This is a genomic window from Pseudomonas sp. AC252 (assembly GCF_979258105.1).
This window is the reverse complement of record NZ_OZ409837.1, coordinates 1,811,312-1,827,851: the sequence shown is the minus strand read 5'-3', so window position 1 is coordinate 1,827,851 and position 16,540 is coordinate 1,811,312. Positions and strand designations below refer to the sequence as shown.

Here is a 16,540-nt window from a genome sequence, read left to right as displayed (position 1 = left end):
GGACGTGATGAATCTGGAAAGCAAATGGCTCGAGGACTTCAGTGCCCTGGCCGCCACCCGCAGCTTCTCGCAGGCGGCCGAACGGCGCTTCGTGACCCAACCGGCGTTCAGTCGGCGGATCCGCAGCCTCGAAGCGGCACTGGGGCTGACCCTGGTCAACCGCTCGCGCACGCCGGTCGAACTGACGGCGGCGGGGCAGTTGTTTCTGGTGACCGCGCGCACCGTGGTCGAACAACTCGGTGAAGTGCTGCGCCATCTGCATCATCTGGAAGGCGGGCAGGGTGAAGTGATGCAAGTCGCTGCCGCGCACTCGTTGGCCTTGGGCTTTTTTCCGCGCTGGATCGCCCAGTTGCGCAACGAAGGGCTGAACATCGCCACGCGGCTGGTGGCCACCAACGTTGGCGACGCCGTGCATGCACTGCGCGAAGGTGGCTGTGATCTGATGCTGGCGTTCTACGACCCGGATTCGGCGATGCAGATGGACCCGGAAATCTTCCCGTCGCTGCATCTCGGCCAGACGGAAATGCTGCCAGTGTGCGCGGCGGATCTGGATGGCAAACCGCTGTTCGATCTGGAAGGCGAGGCGAGCGTGCCTTTGCTGGCTTATAGCGCCGGGGCGTTTCTCGGCCGTTCGGTCAACGGCCTGCTGCGCCAGCGCCAGTTGCGCTTCACCACGATCTACGAAACCGCCATGGCCGACAGCCTGAAAAGCATGGCGCTGGAAGGCCTCGGCATTGCCTGGGTACCGCAACTGAGCGTACGCGCCGAACTGGCCCGCGGTGAGCTGGTGGTGTGCGGCGGCCCGCAGTGGCATGTGCCGCTGGAGATCCGCCTGTACCGCTGCGCATTGGTGCGCAAGGCCAACGTGCGCTTGCTGTGGCGCAAGCTTGAGGGCGGTGCTGCACAAAACACCTGACCCCATCGAAGAACCCTGTGGGAGCTGGCTTGCCAGCGATTGCGGTGGTTCAGTCACCCTCTCTTTTTACTGATGCGACGCCATCGCTGGCAAGCCAGCTCCCACAGGGATCGGGGGATGTCTTTTCGCTGACCGCAAGGTCAATAAAACCGGGCGTTTCGCTCATTTGACAGATGGTCGTTTCGGGGGCTGTTTATTGCTTTCTTTGCGGTATACTGCGCGGCCTTCGGCCGGCACGTCCGGCCATTTTTCGTACAATCAAGCCACGCAACCTGCGTGGCTTGTTGTTTTATGACGCGCCTGCGGGCGCTCCAGAGAGAAGAGGCGCGACGATGAGTGCACTGGTTGGCGTGATCATGGGCTCCAAGTCCGATTGGTCCACCCTTAGCCACACCGCCGATATGCTGGAAAAGCTCGGCATCCCGTACGAGGTCAAGGTGGTTTCCGCTCACCGCACCCCGGATCTGCTGTTCCAGTACGCCGAAGAGGCTGAAAGTCGCGGCATCGAGGTGATCATCGCCGGTGCCGGTGGCGCAGCCCACTTGCCTGGCATGTGTGCGGCCAAGACCCACTTGCCGGTGCTGGGCGTGCCGGTGCAGTCGGCCATGCTCTCGGGCGTCGATTCGCTGCTGTCGATCGTACAGATGCCGGCAGGCATTCCGGTCGCCACCCTGGCTATCGGCAAGGCCGGCGCGATCAACGCCGCGCTGCTCTCGGCGAGCATCCTCGGCGCCAAGCACCCGCAATTTCACGCGGTACTGAAAACCTTCCGTGCCGAGCAGACAGACAGCGTCCTGGACAATCCAGACCCACGTATTGCCTGAGGTTGTTGAGATGAAGATCGGTGTAATCGGTGGCGGCCAGTTGGGTCGCATGTTGGCCCTGGCGGGCACTCCGCTGGGGATGAACTTCGCTTTTCTCGACCCTGCGTCGGACGCCTGTGCGGCCGCGCTGGGCGAACACCTGCGGGCCGATTACGGCGATCAGGATCATCTGCGTCAGTTGGCCGATGAAGTCGATCTGGTGACCTTCGAATTCGAAAGCGTCCCGGCCGAAACCGTGGCGTTTCTTTCGCAATTCGTGCCGGTCTACCCGAGCGCCGAAGCCCTGCGCATCGCTCGTGACCGCTGGTTCGAAAAGAGCATGTTCAAGGACCTCGGCATTCCGACCCCGGCCTTCGCCGACATCCAGTCGCAAGCTGACCTGGACGCGGCCGTCGCTTCGATCGGCCTGCCGGCCGTGCTGAAAACCCGCACCTTGGGTTATGACGGCAAGGGCCAGAAAGTCCTGCGCAAGCCGGAAGAGGTTGCCGGTACGTTCGCCGAGCTGGGCAGCGTTGCCTGCCTGTTGGAAGGCTTCGTGCCGTTCACCGGTGAAGTGTCGCTGATCGCCGTGCGTGCCCGCGATGGCGAAACGAAGTTCTACCCACTGGTGCACAACACCCACGACAGCGGCATTCTCAAGCTGTCGGTAGCCAGCACCGATCACCCGTTGCAGGCGCTGGCAGAGGATTATTCCAGCCGTGTGCTCAAGCACCTCGACTACGTCGGCGTGATGGCTTTCGAGTTCTTCGAAGTCGACGGTGGCCTGAAGGCCAACGAAATCGCCCCGCGCGTGCACAACTCCGGGCACTGGACCACCGAAGGCGCCGAGTGCAGTCAATTCGAAAACCACCTGCGTGCCGTGGCCGGCCTGCCGCTGGGTTCGACCGCGAAGGTCGGCGAGAGCGCGATGCTCAACTTCATCGGCGTGGTACCGCCGGTTGAGAAAGTCATCGCCATCGAAGACTGCCATTTGCATCACTACGGCAAAGCGTTCAAGGCCGGACGCAAGGTCGGCCACGCCAACCTGCGCTGCGCCGACATGGCCACGCTGCAGGCGCAGATCATCAAGGTCGAAGCGCTGATCGCCGAGTAAAACAGTTTCATGTGGCAGCGGCGGAACCATTCAGGGGCCGCCGTTCTCTCATGGCAGGATGCCAAAGTCTGTCTAGGCTTTGGCATATCTACCAAATCAGAGGGAAATGCCATGGGAATTATCGGAACCATCTTTATCGGCTTGATCGTCGGCCTGCTGGCTCGGTTCCTGAAACCGGGCGATGACAGCATGGGCTGGATCATGACCATCCTGCTCGGTATCGGCGGTTCGCTGGCGGCCACCTACGGCGGCCAGGCTCTGGGCATCTATCAGGCAGGCGAGGGCGCAGGTTTCCTTGGCGCACTGGTCGGCGCGATCGTGTTGCTGGTGATCTACGGTCTGATCAAAAAGAACTGATCGAAAGCGACAAAGCCCTCTCGGCCATCGCGGTCGGGAGGGCTAGAATGCGCGGCGACTCACCGTCCATTCCTTTGCCTGCCGAGCACCTTCATGCGCCGTCTTCTGTTGACTCTCCTCTTGCTGGGCAGCTATCTCGCCCACGCCGGCGAACTGCCGGAAACCGACTGGCTGGAACTGATGCCCAAGTCGGATCAAAAGGCCCTTGAGGCCATGCCTGAAATCGATCACAACTCGCCCGAAGCCACCGGCACCTTCACCGAGAAGGGCGGGATGAAGCAGGCCAAAGGTCTGCCAGCGGTGATGTATTCGACAAAAACCGTGGCGTCGATGAACGACAAACACATCCGCATCGGCGGTTACCCGGTGCCGCTGGAGTCCGATGCCAAGGGCCGCAGCACGTTGTTCTTCCTCGTGCCGTATCCGGGCGCCTGCATCCACGTGCCGCCACCGCCGCCGAATCAACTGGTGCTGGTGCGATATCCCAAGGGCTTGAAGCTGGACGACATCTACACACCGCTGTGGGTGACCGGCACGCTGAAGATCGAGAAGGTCAGCAATGACTTGGCTGATGCAGCGTATGCGCTGGAGGCAGACAAGGTGCGGGTGGTGCAGGAGGCTGACCTCTAAAGCGCGCCGCACATAAATTTAGGAGCGAGCCTTTTTGGTGAGGGGATTTATCTGTGGTGAGGGGATTTATCTGTGGCGAGGGATTTATCCCCGCTGGACTGCGCAGCAGGCCCCAGCTTTTGATTTAGAAAAAGCGGGGGCCGCTGCGCGACCCAGCGGGGATAAATCCCCTCGCCACAGGGCTCTTTGCCCTTTTGTATGGCGCTAGAGCTTAGAGCGGCGTAGCAGCTACGCTGACACCCATGGTATGGCTCGCCCCCGGCGCCAGGGTCACCAGATCATCCATCACATTCGCCGTTTCGATGCACAGCATGCGCTGCCAGCCATCGTTGTCCATGTCCGGCAGGGCGGCGGCGCGGTCGATCCATGGGTTCCAGATCACCGCCGTGCGCGAGCCGGTGGAGGTCAGCACAATGCGTCGCTCCCAGGTCGGATCAACGATGCTCAGCTGCGGCGGAGCATCGAGGTAGATGCGGTCGGTCTCGCCGCTGAAATGCAGATCGCCGCTCTGGCTGGCTGTATTCCAGTCATCCAGGGTCTCGATGTAGTTGAGCCCGGCCACACCGTCGACATGCACATTACGCACGTCACTCACGGCGAAATAGGTGTGCAGCGCCTGACTCAGCGTGACGCTGTCAGTGCCCCGGTTATGGCTGGTCAGGCTGTAATGCAGTTGCTCCGCCAGATGCAGGGTCAGGGTCAGATCGACCTCGTGGGGCCAGCCCGGCAGGCCACCTTCCGGGTAGGGCAGCTTGAACTCGACCTTGATGCCGTCAGCCTCTGATTCGATGTTGCCCAACTGCCAGTCCATCGCCCGCACCAGACCGTGCGCGGGCGCCGGTTGCTCGCCGGTGTACATGGCCTGCACGCTGTGCGGGTTGCGTTCGAACTTGCCGAACCACGGCCAGCACACCGGCACGCCGGCGCGGATGCTCTTGCCGGTCTTGAACTCGGCCTTGTCGTTGAGCCAGATGATCGGCGGCTGGCCGTCGATCTGATAACTGAGGATGTGCGCGCCTTGCTGGGCCACCAGCACTTCGGCCTTGCCGTGGCGGATGCGCCAGCAGTTCAGTTCATCCTGTTTGACGGCTTCAACGTTGGGCGTGTTCATGGGCAACTCTCGATCAGACACTGGGGACGACTATCGACCGCAAAACGGCGGCGAGGTTTAACGCGCGCGTGGCGGCACCGAACGGGTGCGACCGCTGCCGTCGATGGCGACGAAAACGAAAACCGCTTCGGTGACCTTGCGCCATTCGCTGGACAGTGGGTCATCGCTCCACACTTCGACCATCATCTGGATCGAGCTGCGGCCGATTTCCAGGGTCTGGGTATAAAAGGACAGCTGCGCGCCGACCGCGACCGGGACGAGAAACGCCATGCGGTCAATGGCGACAGTGGCGACGCGACCGCCGGCAACGCGGCTGGCCATGGCGGTGCCGGCCAGATCCATTTGCGCGACCAGCCAGCCGCCGAAAATATCGCCAAAGCCGTTGGTTTCGCGCGGAAGGGCGGTGATTTGCAGGGCCAGGTCGCCCTGTGGGATCGGATCTTCTTGTTCGAGCTCTATCATGCCGAGGGGCCTCTGACCCGTGACTCTTCGTGGGTATTGCGAGTGGTAGCCGTCTTCAAGAAAAACGATTCAACACCGAACACACTGCGTTCGTCACGTTTTCCATCAGGCGCCTAAAGGGAAACTCTGCGAAAAAGGCTAAATCCCGAGCAAAGGACGGGCCAACAACGTTTTCGCACAGTAACCTCTTACAAATCCTGCGCAGGTGGCGAGTATATCGGTCGATAGACCCCGCGACGACCACCCGGTTCTGATTTCGACCGTCAATTACGCGCCTCTATGTGCTTTTTCGAACAATTTGCTATGGTGCCGAACCTGTCCGAGCCACCGCCAGCGTTGTTGTGGCGACAGATTCGACTATAAGAGAAGCCCTTGCCATGACCACAGCGCCTTCGAGCCTCGCGCAGCCCGAGCAACCCGCACGACCGTTGACCCGCAATGACTACAAGACTCTGTCGCTGTCCGCCCTCGGCGGGGCGCTGGAGTTCTACGATTTCATCATCTTCGTCTTTTTCGCCACCGTCGTCGGCAAACTGTTCTTTCCTGCCGACATGCCCGAGTGGCTGCGCTTGATGCAGACCTTCGGCATCTTTGCTGCGGGCTATCTGGCGCGGCCGTTGGGCGGCATCGTCATGGCGCACTTCGGTGACCTGCTGGGGCGCAAGAAGATGTTCACCCTGAGCATTTTCATGATGGCCGTGCCGACGCTGATCATGGGCCTGCTGCCGACCTACGCGCAGATCGGCATCTGGGCGCCGATCCTGTTGCTGCTCATGCGGGTGATCCAGGGCGCGGCGATTGGAGGTGAAGTGCCGGGGGCGTGGGTCTTCGTTTCCGAACACGTACCGCAAAAGCACATCGGCTACGCCTGCGGCACCCTCACCAGCGGCCTGACTGCCGGCATCCTCCTCGGCTCGCTGGTCGCCACGGCGATCAACAGCATTTATACGCCAGCCGAAGTGGCGGATTACGCCTGGCGGATCCCGTTCCTGCTCGGCGGCGTGTTCGGCCTGTTCTCGGTGTACCTGCGCCGCTGGCTGCACGAGACACCGGTGTTCGCTGAGCTGCAACTGCGCAAGGCACTGGCCGAAGAAGTGCCGCTGCGCGCAGTGCTGCGTGATCATCGCGGCGCCATTGCCATTTCGATGCTGCTGACCTGGTTGCTGTCGGCCGGTGTTGTCGTGGTGATTCTGATGACGCCGACCGTGCTGCAAACGGTCTACCACTTTTCGCCAACCACAGCCTTGCAAGCCAACAGCCTGGCCATCGTGTTCCTCAGCCTCGGCTGCATTGGTGCCGGCGCATTGGCCGACCGCTTCGGCGCCGGTCGGGTATTCGTGTTCGGTTGCCTGGGCCTGCTGATCAGCTCCTGGACCTTCTACCACAGCCTCGCCGATCATCCGGACTGGCTGTTCCCGCTGTACGCGCTGACTGGTCTGCTGGTCGGCACCATCGGCGCAGTGCCGTACGTGATGGTCAAGGCGTTCCCGCCGGTGGTGCGTTTCAGTGGGCTGTCGTTCTCCTACAACGTTGCGTACGCAATCTTCGGTGGCCTGACGCCGATGGTGGTGAGCCTGCTGCTCAAGGAAAGCGCGATGGGGCCGGCTTACTATGTAGCGGTGTTGTGCGGCGTGGGGATGGTGGTCGGTGCGTGGCTCTGGAAAAACGGCCGCTGATTAACGGCTGATCGTTCCCACGCTCTGCGTGGGAATGCATCCCGTGACGCTCTGCGTCACCTCTCGAAGCGGACGCGGAGCGTCGCTGGCGGCATTCCCACGCGGAGCGTGGGAACGATCTGTCGCGACATACTGGCCTTTCATCCAATTGTCATATTTCAGCCATAGAGTGTTCACATGGCCTGCTGATACTTGGCCCCGACTTAACACACCCTATCTGCTAGGAGTAAGGCATGAAACTGAAGCGTTTGATGGCGGCAATGACTTTTGTCGCTGCTGGCGTTGCGACTGCCAACGCGTTCGCCGCTGTTGACCCTGCTATCCCGAGCTACACCAAGACCACTGGTGTGTCGGGCAACCTGTCCAGCGTCGGTTCCGATACCCTGGCCAACCTCATGACCCTGTGGGCTGAGAACTACAAAAAAGAATACCCGAACGTCAACATCCAGATTCAGGCTGCAGGTTCGGCTACCGCGCCACCTGCGCTGACCGAAGGCACCTCTAACCTGGGCCCGATGAGCCGCAAGATGAAGGACACCGAACTGGCGGCCTTCGAGCAGAAATACGGCTACAAGCCAACCGCCATTCCGGTTGCCGTGGATGCCCTGGCCGTGTTCGTGCACAAGGACAACCCGATCCAGCACCTGACCATGGAACAGGTTGATGCGATCTTCTCGTCGACCCGTCTGTGCGGCGCCAAGGCCGACGTGAAAACCTGGGGCGACCTGGGTGTGACCGGCGATCTGGCCAACAAGCCAGTGCAACTGTTCGGCCGCAACTCGGTATCCGGCACCTACGGCTACTTCAAGGAAGAAGCCCTGTGCAAAGGCGACTACAAGCCTAACGTCAACGAACAACCAGGTTCGGCGTCGGTAGTGCAGTCGATCAGCTCCTCGCTCAACGGCATCGGTTACTCGGGCATCGGTTACAAGACCGCCAGCGTGAAAACCGTACCGCTGGCCAAGAAAGGCAGCACTGACTTCATCGAAGACACCGAAGAAAACGCCCTGAACGGCAAGTATCCGCTGTCGCGCTTCCTCTACGTTTACGTCAACAAAGCCCCGAACAAGCCTCTGGCCCCGCTGGAAGCCGAGTTCGTGAAGCTGGTGCTGTCGAAACAGGGTCAGGAAGTGGTAGTGAAAGACGGCTACATCCCGCTGCCAGCCAAGGTTGCTGCCAAAGCACTGGCTGACCTCGGTCTGCAGGAAGGCGGCGCAGTCGCCAAGAAGTAACACCCTGAGGCCGGCCTGAAGCCGGACTCCTGTGGGAGCGAGCCTGCTCGCGAAGGGGTGGTCACATGCAGCATAAATGTGACTGACCCGACGCTTTGGCGAACAGACGCGCTCCTGCAACCACCAAATTTTCGACTCCGCTGCCGGACTTCCGGCTGGCGGATTTGCTGCGTCACTGCATTGTCATCTTTCTGTCATACAGGATCGCTAGGGTGTGCGCATGAATGATCTGGCCAATTCCCCAATGACTACGACTTCCCCTCCCAAGCGCATTGATTTCAATACGCCTGAGCTGCAACGCAAGCGCCGTATTCGTGCGCTCAAGGATCGCTTCACCCGTTGGTACGTCCTCGTCGGCGGCCTGGCGGTGCTCGCGGCCATCACCCTGATTTTCTTTTTCCTCGCTTACGTCGTCGCGCCGTTGTTTCAAGGCGCTGACCTGACTGCGAAAGACTCGATCACCCCGGCCTGGATGCAGGACGCCGGCAAGCCGCTGATGATCTCGCTCGAAGAGCAGAATCAGGTGGCCATGCGCGTCTCCGACAAGGGCCAGGCGCTGTTTTTTGATATCGACAGTGGCGCTGAATTGAAGCGCGTCGATCTGCCATTGCCGGCCGGTGCCAGCGTAACGTCCATTGGCGAAGACCAGCCGGGTCATCCGCTGGTGGCCGTGGGCTTGTCCAACGGTCAGGCGCTGGTGTTCCGTCATACCTATAAAGTCAGCTACCCGGACGGTAAGAAAACCATCAGCCCGGCCATCGAATACCCGTACGGCGAGGCGCCGATTGCGCTGAACGAGAGCGGCGGTGCGCTGGAACATGTCAGCCTCAACGCCACTGATTCGACACTGATGCTGGTTGGCTCCACTGGCTCGCAACTCAATGTGCTGTCGCTGACCAGCGAAGAAAACATGATGACCGGCGAAGTCACCAACGAGCAGAAGCGTATCGATCTGCCGCAGATGACCGAGCCTGTGAAAAACATCTTCGTCGACCCGCGCCAGCAGTGGCTGTATGTAGTCAACGGGCGCGCCCAGGCCGACGTGTTCAGCCTGCGCGACAAGAGCCTCAACGGGCGTTACAAGTTGCTGGAAAATGCTGACGCCGAAGTCACTGCCACCACGCAACTGGTCGGTGGCATTTCGCTGATCGTCGGTGACTCCAAGGGTGGTCTGGCGCAGTGGTTCATGGCCCGTGACACCGATGGCGAGCTGCGCCTGAAGCAGATCCGCACCTTCCAGATGGGCACCACGCCAATCGTTGAAATCGCTGCCGAAGAGCGCCGCAAAGGCTTCCTCGCCCTCGATGCCAGCGGCAAGCTCGGCGTGTTCCACAGCACCGCGCACCGCACGTTGCTGGTCGATCAGGTGGTTGAAGGGCAAGGCCTGTTCGGTCTGTCGCCGCGCGCCAACCGCGTGATCGTCGAAGCCGGCGGCAAGCTGCAACCGCTGCTGCTCGACAACCCGCACCCGGAAGTCTCGTGGAGCGCGTTGTGGAGCAAGGTCTGGTACGAGAACTACGACGAGCCTAAGTACGTCTGGCAATCGACCGCGGCCAACACCGATTTCGAACCGAAACTGAGCCTGTCGCCGCTGACCTTCGGCACCCTGAAAGCTGCGTTCTACGCCATGCTGCTGGCCGCGCCACTGGCCGTTGCGGCAGCGATTTACACCGCGTATTTCATGGCTCCAGGCATGCGCCGCAAGGTCAAACCGGTGATCGAATTGATGGAAGCGATGCCGACGGTGATCCTCGGTTTCTTCGCCGGCCTGTTCCTTGCGCCGTATGTCGAGGGCCATCTGCCGGGCATCTTCAGTCTGCTGATGTTGCTGCCGATCGGCATTCTGGTGGCCGGTTTCACCTTCAGTCGCCTGCCTGAATCGATCCGCCTGAAAGTCCCGGATGGCTGGGAAAGTGCGCTGCTGATTCCGGTGATCCTGTTTGTGGGCTGGCTGTCGCTGTACATGAGTCCGTTCATGGAGAACTGGTTCTTCGGCGGCGACATGCGCATGTGGATCTCCCACGACCTGGGCATCACCTATGACCAGCGCAACGCTCTGGTGGTCGGTCTGGCCATGGGTTTTGCGGTGATCCCGAACATCTACTCGATCGCTGAAGACGCCGTGTTCAGCGTGCCGCGCGGCCTGACCCTGGGTTCGCTGGCCCTGGGTGCGACGCCATGGCAGACCATGACTCGCGTGGTGATCCTGACGGCCAGCCCGGGCATCTTCTCGGCGCTGATGATCGGCATGGGCCGTGCGGTCGGCGAAACCATGATCGTGCTGATGGCCACCGGCAACACCCCGGTCATGGAGATGAACCTGTTCGAAGGCCTGCGCACCCTGGCCGCCAACGTCGCGGTGGAAATGCCCGAGTCGGAAGTCGGCGGCAGCCACTACCGCGTGCTGTTCCTCTCGGCGCTGGTGCTGCTGTTGTTCACCTTCGTCATGAACACCCTGGCAGAACTGATTCGTCAGCGTCTGCGCAAGAAATACTCGTCGCTTTAAGCAAAGGTAGAAGTCTGTGAAACAGAACTCCCTGAAAGGATGGTTCAAGAGCGGCGCCCCGGGCGTCTGGATCAGCGGTGGCGCGGTGTCCATCGCGGTCATCATGACCATTGGCCTGTTGGCGGTGATTGCCGTGCGCGGTCTCGGTCACTTCTGGCCGGCGGATCTGATCCACGCTCACTACGACGTACCGGGCCAGGCCAATCATCTGGTGATCGGCGAAGTGGTACAGAAAGAAGAAGTGCCGCGCGCGCGTCTGAAGAGTGCCGGTTTGCCGGTGCCGGACGAGGGTCCGGAGTTCATGACTCGCGAGCTGATCAAGGTCGGCAACCGTGACCTGAACGGCAACGACTTCACCTGGATCGTCGGCGAGTGGCTGACCAACCAGACCACGCCGCCGGAGTTGATGGCGATCGAGCGTCGTGAGTGGGGTAACTTCTACGGCTACCTGGTCAACGTCAAACAGGACGGCAAGGTCATCGCGGAGGGCGAGGCCGCATGGCCTGAGCTGCAGGCGCGCATTGATCGTGTGAACGGCCTCGCTGCGCAACTGAAGTCGTTGGAAAAAACCGACATCGGCGCGATCAACGCCGGCCTCGAACGCATCCGTCTGCACGGCCGCAAGCTGGAGCTGGAAGGCAAACTCGACGCCACCGCACAAGCGGACATGGAATCCGAGCGCGCCGAGCTGAACGCGCGCTATCAGGACATCGAAGCGCGCCTGGCCGACCTGCATGCGCAGTTCAACCGCGACGCACTGACTGCTCGCGATGCCAACGGCAAGGAAATCGAAATCGGTCTGGGCAAAGTGGTTCACGCCTACCAGCCGAACGCGATGAGCACACTGACCAAACTCGGTTTCTACTTCAGCAAAATCTGGGAATTCCTCTCCGATGACCCGCGTGAAGCGAACACCGAAGGCGGGATTTTCCCGGCGATCTTCGGCACCGTGATGATGACCCTAATCATGGCGATGATCGTCACCCCGTTCGGCGTGCTGGCGGCGGTGTACCTGCGCGAATACGCCAAGCAGAACACCCTGACCCGGGTGATCCGCATTGCGGTGAACAATCTTGCCGGCGTACCGGCGATCGTTTACGGCGTATTCGGTCTGGGTTTCTTCGTTTACGTACTCGGTGGTTCTGTGGACCGCTTGTTCTTCCCTGAAGCACTGCCGGCGCCGACCTTCGGTACCCCGGGCCTGCTCTGGGCCTCGCTGACCCTGGCGTTGCTGGCCGTGCCGGTGGTGATCGTGGCGACCGAAGAAGGTCTTGCGCGCATCCCGCGCACCGTGCGTGAAGGTTCGTTGGCCCTCGGCGCGACCAAGGCGGAAACGCTGTGGAAGATCGTTATCCCGATGGCCAGCCCGGCGATGATGACCGGCATGATCCTCGCTGTGGCGCGTGCCGCCGGTGAAGTGGCGCCTTTGATGCTGGTGGGTGTGGTGAAACTGGCGCCGTCGCTGCCGGTGGACGGCAACTACCCGTATCTGCACCTGGACCAGAAGATCATGCACCTGGGCTTCCACATTTATGACGTCGGCTTCCAGAGCCCCAACGTCGAAGCAGCCCGCCCGCTGGTGTACGCCACCGCGCTGCTGCTGGTGCTGGTGATCGCGACGCTGAACCTGTCGGCGGTGTATATCCGCAACCACCTGCGCGAAAAATACAAAGCACTGGACAGCTAAAGCCATTAGCCACAAGCGGCAAGCTACAAGCCGCTTTTGCTCAAACTTGCAGCTTGCAGCTAGAAGCTTGCAGCTACGAACGGAGTGAGACCCCATGCAGCACGAAACACACAGCCACGGCATCAACATGTCTGCCCTGGGCCGCGACAAGCAGAGCCTGGACCTGGCGCAGGAAACCGTCGCCATCGAAGTGCCGGGCCTGAGCCTGTACTACGGCGAGAAACAGGCACTGTTCGACGTCAGCATGAACATCCCCAAGCAGCGTGTGACTGCGTTCATCGGCCCGTCCGGCTGCGGCAAGTCGACGCTGCTGCGTACCTTCAACCGGATGAACGATCTGGTCGACGGCTGCCGTGTCGAGGGCGCGATCAACCTGTACGGCAACAACATCTATCGCAAGGGCGAAGACGTCGCCGAGCTGCGTCGTCGCGTCGGCATGGTGTTCCAGAAGCCCAACCCGTTCCCGAAGACCATCTACGAAAACGTGGTCTACGGTCTGCGCATTCAGGGCATCAACAAGAAGCGCATCCTCGACGAAGCCGTTGAATGGGCGTTGAAAGGCGCGGCATTGTGGGACGAGGTCAAAGACCGGCTGCACGACTCGGCCCTCGGCCTTTCCGGCGGTCAGCAACAGCGTCTGGTGATCGCGCGCACCATCGCGGTCGAGCCGGAAGTACTGCTGCTCGACGAACCGTGCTCGGCTCTCGACCCGATCTCGACGCTGAAAGTCGAGGAGCTGATCTACGAGCTGAAGTCCAAGTTCACCATCGTCATTGTTACCCACAACATGCAACAGGCGGCACGGGTGTCCGACTACACCGCGTTCATGTACATGGGCAAACTGGTGGAATTCGGCGACACCGATACCCTGTTCACCAATCCGGCGAAGAAGCAGACCGAAGACTACATCACCGGTCGTTATGGCTGATCGAACAGCTGCAAGCCGCAAGTTTCAAGCGGCAAGAAAGAGCGGTTCGAGTACGACACAAATCAGCTTGCAGCTTGTAGCTTGCAGCTCATGGCTTTTGCGGAGCAAATCATGATTTCGAAGGAAGGTTTAACCCATCACATTTCCGCGCAGTTCAACGCCGAACTGGAAGAAGTGCGCAGCCACCTGCTGGCCATGGGCGGGCTGGTCGAGAAGCAGGTCAACGACGCGGTCACGGCGCTGATCGAGGCCGACTCCGGCCTGGCTCAGCAGGTGCGTGAGATCGACGACCAGATCAACCAGATGGAACGCAACATCGACGAAGAATGCCTGCGTATTCTCGCCCGTCGTCAGCCGGCGGCGTCCGACCTGCGTTTGATCATCAGCATTTCCAAGTCGGTGATCGATCTTGAGCGCATCGGCGACGAAGCGACCAAGATCGCCCGCCGTGCCATCCAGTTGTGCGAAGAAGGCGAAGCGCCGCGCGGTTACGTCGAGGTTCGTCACATCGGCGACCAGGTGCGCAACATGGTCCGCGATGCGCTGGACGCGTTCGCGCGTTTCGACGCTGATCTGGCACTGTCGGTGGCGCAGTACGACAAGATCATCGACCGCGAATACAAAACCGCCTTGCGTGAGCTGGCCACCTACATGATGGAAGATCCGCGCTCGATCTCGCGGGTGTTGAGCATCATCTGGGTCCTGCGTTCGCTGGAGCGCATCGGCGATCATGCGCGCAACATCTCCGAACTGGTGATCTACCTGGTGCGCGGCACCGACGTGCGCCACATGGGCCTCAAGCGCATGAAGGAAGAAGTTGAAGGCACAAGCACTGAAACCGCTAATGTTCCGGGCGAAGCTGACGATAAGTAAGATTGCCTGAGAAAAGCGCCCGGCCCTCTGGCCGGGCGTTTTTGTTTGCGCTTTACACAAGGCAGATCGAATTAAAAAGCAGCACCCGCGAACGAAAAGTCCCGGCGTGACTGAAGAGTTTTGGCAATGTGCCATCAGCCAGCGTTATGCTTGCCGGGATTTTAATAGGGGTGTTGGATGAGCAAGATCAGTGTGTTGGTCGTGGACGATGCTTCGTTCATTCGTGACCTGGTGAAAAAGTGCCTGCGTAATTACTTCCCGGGAATCCGCACCGAGGACGCCATCAACGGCAAAAAGGCCCAGGCCATGCTGGCCAAAGAGGCTTTTGACCTGGTGCTGTGTGACTGGGAGATGCCGGAAATGTCCGGCCTCGAACTGCTGACCTGGTGCCGCGAGCAGGACAACCTCAAGACCATGCCGTTCGTCATGGTCACCAGCCGTGGCGACAAGGAAAACGTCGTGCAGGCGATTCAGGCCGGCGTTTCCGGCTACGTCAGCAAGCCGTTCACCAACGAGCAACTGCTGACCAAGGTCAAGCAGGCACTGAACAAGGTCGGCAAGCTCGACACCCTGATGAACAGCGCGCCGACCAAGATGAATTCGGCGTTCGGCAACGACTCGCTGAGCGCACTGACCGGCGGCAAGCCTGCCGTGGTCGGTGGTGCTCCGGCTGCTGCTGCGGCCAACCCGTTTGCCAAGCCCGCCGCTGCAGCTGCGCCATCGCGTGGTTTGCTCAACAGCCCGCCGGTTCAGGCGCCCGGTGCGTCGAAGGCGCCAGTCGGTGGTCGCGGGCAGGGCCAGCTGCGCCTTCCAAGCGGTACTCAGCAATGCGTGATCAAGGCCTTGAGCATCAAGGAGGCGCTGCTGGTAGTGAAACGCACCGAGACCCTGCCGCAGATCCTCGACAGCGCTGTGCTTGATCTTGAGCAGGGCGACAACGCCGAGATTGCGCGCCTCAACGGTTACCTGCACGCCATCGTCGCCCACGAGCAGAAAGCCGACAGCGACTGGCTGCAACTGACCTTCCGCTTCGTCGACCAGGACGCGCAGAAGCTCGACTACATCTCGCGCCTGATCGCTCGTGGCACGGCGCAGAAGCACTTCGTACCCGGCGCGTGATCTTCATCGCCTGATAGGCCGCCTTCGCGAGCAGGCTCGCTCCCACCTTGGAACGCATTCCAAATGTGGGAGCGAGCCTGCTCGCGAAGGGGCCAGCCAAAACACCAACCATCTCCCGTGCAGGCGAATTTGAAACATCTGTCGACTAGCCTGGTCTGTCTCAGCTGCTAGGCTGATTCCCAGGCCTTCCTTCGACAGACTTTTGCCCATGCTCGCGCGCCTGCTGTTTTTCTGCGGTCTCTGCCTGGCCTCCGGGCTGGCGATGGCCATGACCATCTACAAATCCACCGACGCCAACGGTGTGGTCTCGTACAGCGACCGCCCGAGCAAGGGCGCGAAAGTCTTCGTGTTCCAGGACCGGATGGTCGAGCACCTTGATCGCCAGGTGTACCTGGACATCAAAAAGCAGAAGGGCGTCGACGTGGTGTTTGCGCGCAACGATCTGTATGCGCCGGTCGAGGTTGCCCTGGCCTTCATCGGCACGAGCAATGTGCGTGGCGCGCCCGCGCAGGCGATCCGTCGCGTGCTGCCACCGCGCAGCAACACGCGGCTGGCGCTGCTGACGGCGATCAGCCGTGACCAGCCGCTGGTGTATTCGCCGCAGTTCCAATATTCGCTGGGCGACCCCGCAGGCACCGCGCAGAGCTATCGCTATCCGCTGCCCTGGCGTGGCGGGCCGTTTCGCCTGAGTCAAGGCGCCAACGGCCAGTACAGCCACTACGGGCCGAAGAATCGCTACGCCATGGACATCGCCATGCCGGTGGGCACGCCGATCATCGCCGCGCGAGCGGGAGTGGTGGTCAAGACCGAGAACTCCCAGAGCGGGCGCGGCACCGATGCCTCCGGCAATTTCGTCCGGGTGCTGCACGACGACGGCACCATGGGCGTGTACCTGCATCTGAAACAAGGTTCGGTGAGCGTGCGCGAAGGCCAGCGGGTCAAGGTCGGCAGCCCGCTGGCGCTGTCCGGCAACACCGGCAACAGCAGCGGCCCGCACCTGCACTTCGTGGTGCAGCGCAATACCGGGGAAGGGCTGGTGTCGATTCCCTATCAGTTCAACCAGCCGCTGGGGGCGTTGCCCAACTTTGCGTTGGGCAAGCAGTAGGCGCGATAGGGTGTTGAGGGT

15 protein-coding genes are annotated in these 16,540 nt (G+C 61.2%); 13 read left to right on the top strand and 2 right to left on the bottom strand.

The annotated features are described in order from the left end of the window. Window positions 1-7: 7 nt before the first annotated feature. From ACZZZ4_RS08580 to ACZZZ4_RS08560, 5 genes are all read left to right on the top strand, one after another. Complete coding sequence (locus ACZZZ4_RS08580; protein ID WP_122748256.1) at window positions 8-916, top strand: LysR substrate-binding domain-containing protein; 909 nt, start codon at window positions 8-10, stop codon at window positions 914-916. Window positions 917-1,248: 332 nt separating this feature from the next. Then, complete coding sequence (gene purE, locus ACZZZ4_RS08575) at window positions 1,249-1,740, top strand: 5-(carboxyamino)imidazole ribonucleotide mutase (RefSeq protein ID WP_007920220.1); 492 nt, start codon at window positions 1,249-1,251, stop codon at window positions 1,738-1,740. A gap of 10 nt (window positions 1,741-1,750) precedes the next feature. Then, the gene (locus ACZZZ4_RS08570; protein WP_463547623.1) at window positions 1,751-2,833 is read left to right on the top strand and encodes a 5-(carboxyamino)imidazole ribonucleotide synthase; all 1,083 of its coding nucleotides are present in this window, start codon (window positions 1,751-1,753) and stop codon (window positions 2,831-2,833) included. Window positions 2,834-2,944: 111 nt separating this feature from the next. Continuing rightward, complete coding sequence (locus ACZZZ4_RS08565) at window positions 2,945-3,190, top strand: GlsB/YeaQ/YmgE family stress response membrane protein (protein WP_039757291.1); 246 nt, start codon at window positions 2,945-2,947, stop codon at window positions 3,188-3,190. Between the two features lie 93 nt (window positions 3,191-3,283). Next, on the top strand, window positions 3,284-3,820 hold the full coding sequence (locus ACZZZ4_RS08560; protein ID WP_463547622.1) for a DUF3299 domain-containing protein: 537 nt from the start codon (window positions 3,284-3,286) through the stop codon (window positions 3,818-3,820). 211 nt (window positions 3,821-4,031) lie between these two features. Here ACZZZ4_RS08560 and ACZZZ4_RS08555 read toward each other — a convergent pair whose 3' ends face one another. Together ACZZZ4_RS08555 and ACZZZ4_RS08550 are read right to left on the bottom strand one after the other, a co-directional pair. Beyond that, the gene (locus tag ACZZZ4_RS08555; RefSeq protein WP_463547621.1) at window positions 4,032-4,931 is read right to left on the bottom strand and encodes a D-hexose-6-phosphate mutarotase; all 900 of its coding nucleotides are present in this window, start codon (window positions 4,929-4,931) and stop codon (window positions 4,032-4,034) included. 57 nt (window positions 4,932-4,988) lie between these two features. Further along, entirely contained in the window at window positions 4,989-5,393 is a 405-nt protein-coding gene (locus ACZZZ4_RS08550; protein ID WP_003229628.1) for an acyl-CoA thioesterase, read from the bottom strand. Window positions 5,394-5,770: 377 nt separating this feature from the next. Between ACZZZ4_RS08550 and ACZZZ4_RS08545 the strand changes: the two genes are divergently transcribed. The 8 genes from ACZZZ4_RS08545 (at window position 5,771) to ACZZZ4_RS08510 (ending at window position 16,519) form a co-directional block, all read left to right on the top strand. Further along, entirely contained in the window at window positions 5,771-7,069 is a 1,299-nt protein-coding gene (locus ACZZZ4_RS08545; protein WP_039757299.1) for an MFS transporter, read from the top strand. Between the two features lie 233 nt (window positions 7,070-7,302). After that, window positions 7,303-8,301: a phosphate ABC transporter substrate-binding protein PstS gene (locus tag ACZZZ4_RS08540; RefSeq protein WP_038359380.1), complete on the top strand. Its 999-nt coding sequence runs from the start codon at window positions 7,303-7,305 to the stop codon at window positions 8,299-8,301. A gap of 472 nt (window positions 8,302-8,773) precedes the next feature. Beyond that, window positions 8,774-10,807 carry an ABC transporter permease subunit gene (locus ACZZZ4_RS08535; protein ID WP_200890451.1) on the top strand — a complete coding sequence of 678 codons (2,034 nt, stop codon included), beginning with the start codon at window positions 8,774-8,776 and terminating at the stop codon, window positions 10,805-10,807. A gap of 16 nt (window positions 10,808-10,823) precedes the next feature. Next, window positions 10,824-12,494, top strand: a complete 1,671-nt coding sequence (gene pstA / locus ACZZZ4_RS08530; RefSeq protein WP_129997970.1) for a phosphate ABC transporter permease PstA — start codon at window positions 10,824-10,826, stop codon at window positions 12,492-12,494. A gap of 94 nt (window positions 12,495-12,588) precedes the next feature. Further along, window positions 12,589-13,422: a phosphate ABC transporter ATP-binding protein PstB gene (pstB, locus tag ACZZZ4_RS08525; protein ID WP_016772482.1), complete on the top strand. Its 834-nt coding sequence runs from the start codon at window positions 12,589-12,591 to the stop codon at window positions 13,420-13,422. Window positions 13,423-13,533: 111 nt separating this feature from the next. Next, window positions 13,534-14,295: a phosphate signaling complex protein PhoU gene (gene phoU, locus ACZZZ4_RS08520; protein ID WP_039757305.1), complete on the top strand. Its 762-nt coding sequence runs from the start codon at window positions 13,534-13,536 to the stop codon at window positions 14,293-14,295. A 177-nt stretch (window positions 14,296-14,472) separates the two neighbouring features. Next, window positions 14,473-15,414 carry a response regulator gene (locus ACZZZ4_RS08515; protein WP_129997969.1) on the top strand — a complete coding sequence of 314 codons (942 nt, stop codon included), beginning with the start codon at window positions 14,473-14,475 and terminating at the stop codon, window positions 15,412-15,414. Between the two features lie 208 nt (window positions 15,415-15,622). Continuing rightward, entirely contained in the window at window positions 15,623-16,519 is an 897-nt protein-coding gene (locus tag ACZZZ4_RS08510) for a peptidoglycan DD-metalloendopeptidase family protein (RefSeq protein WP_039757307.1), read from the top strand. Window positions 16,520-16,540: the final 21 nt, after the last annotated feature.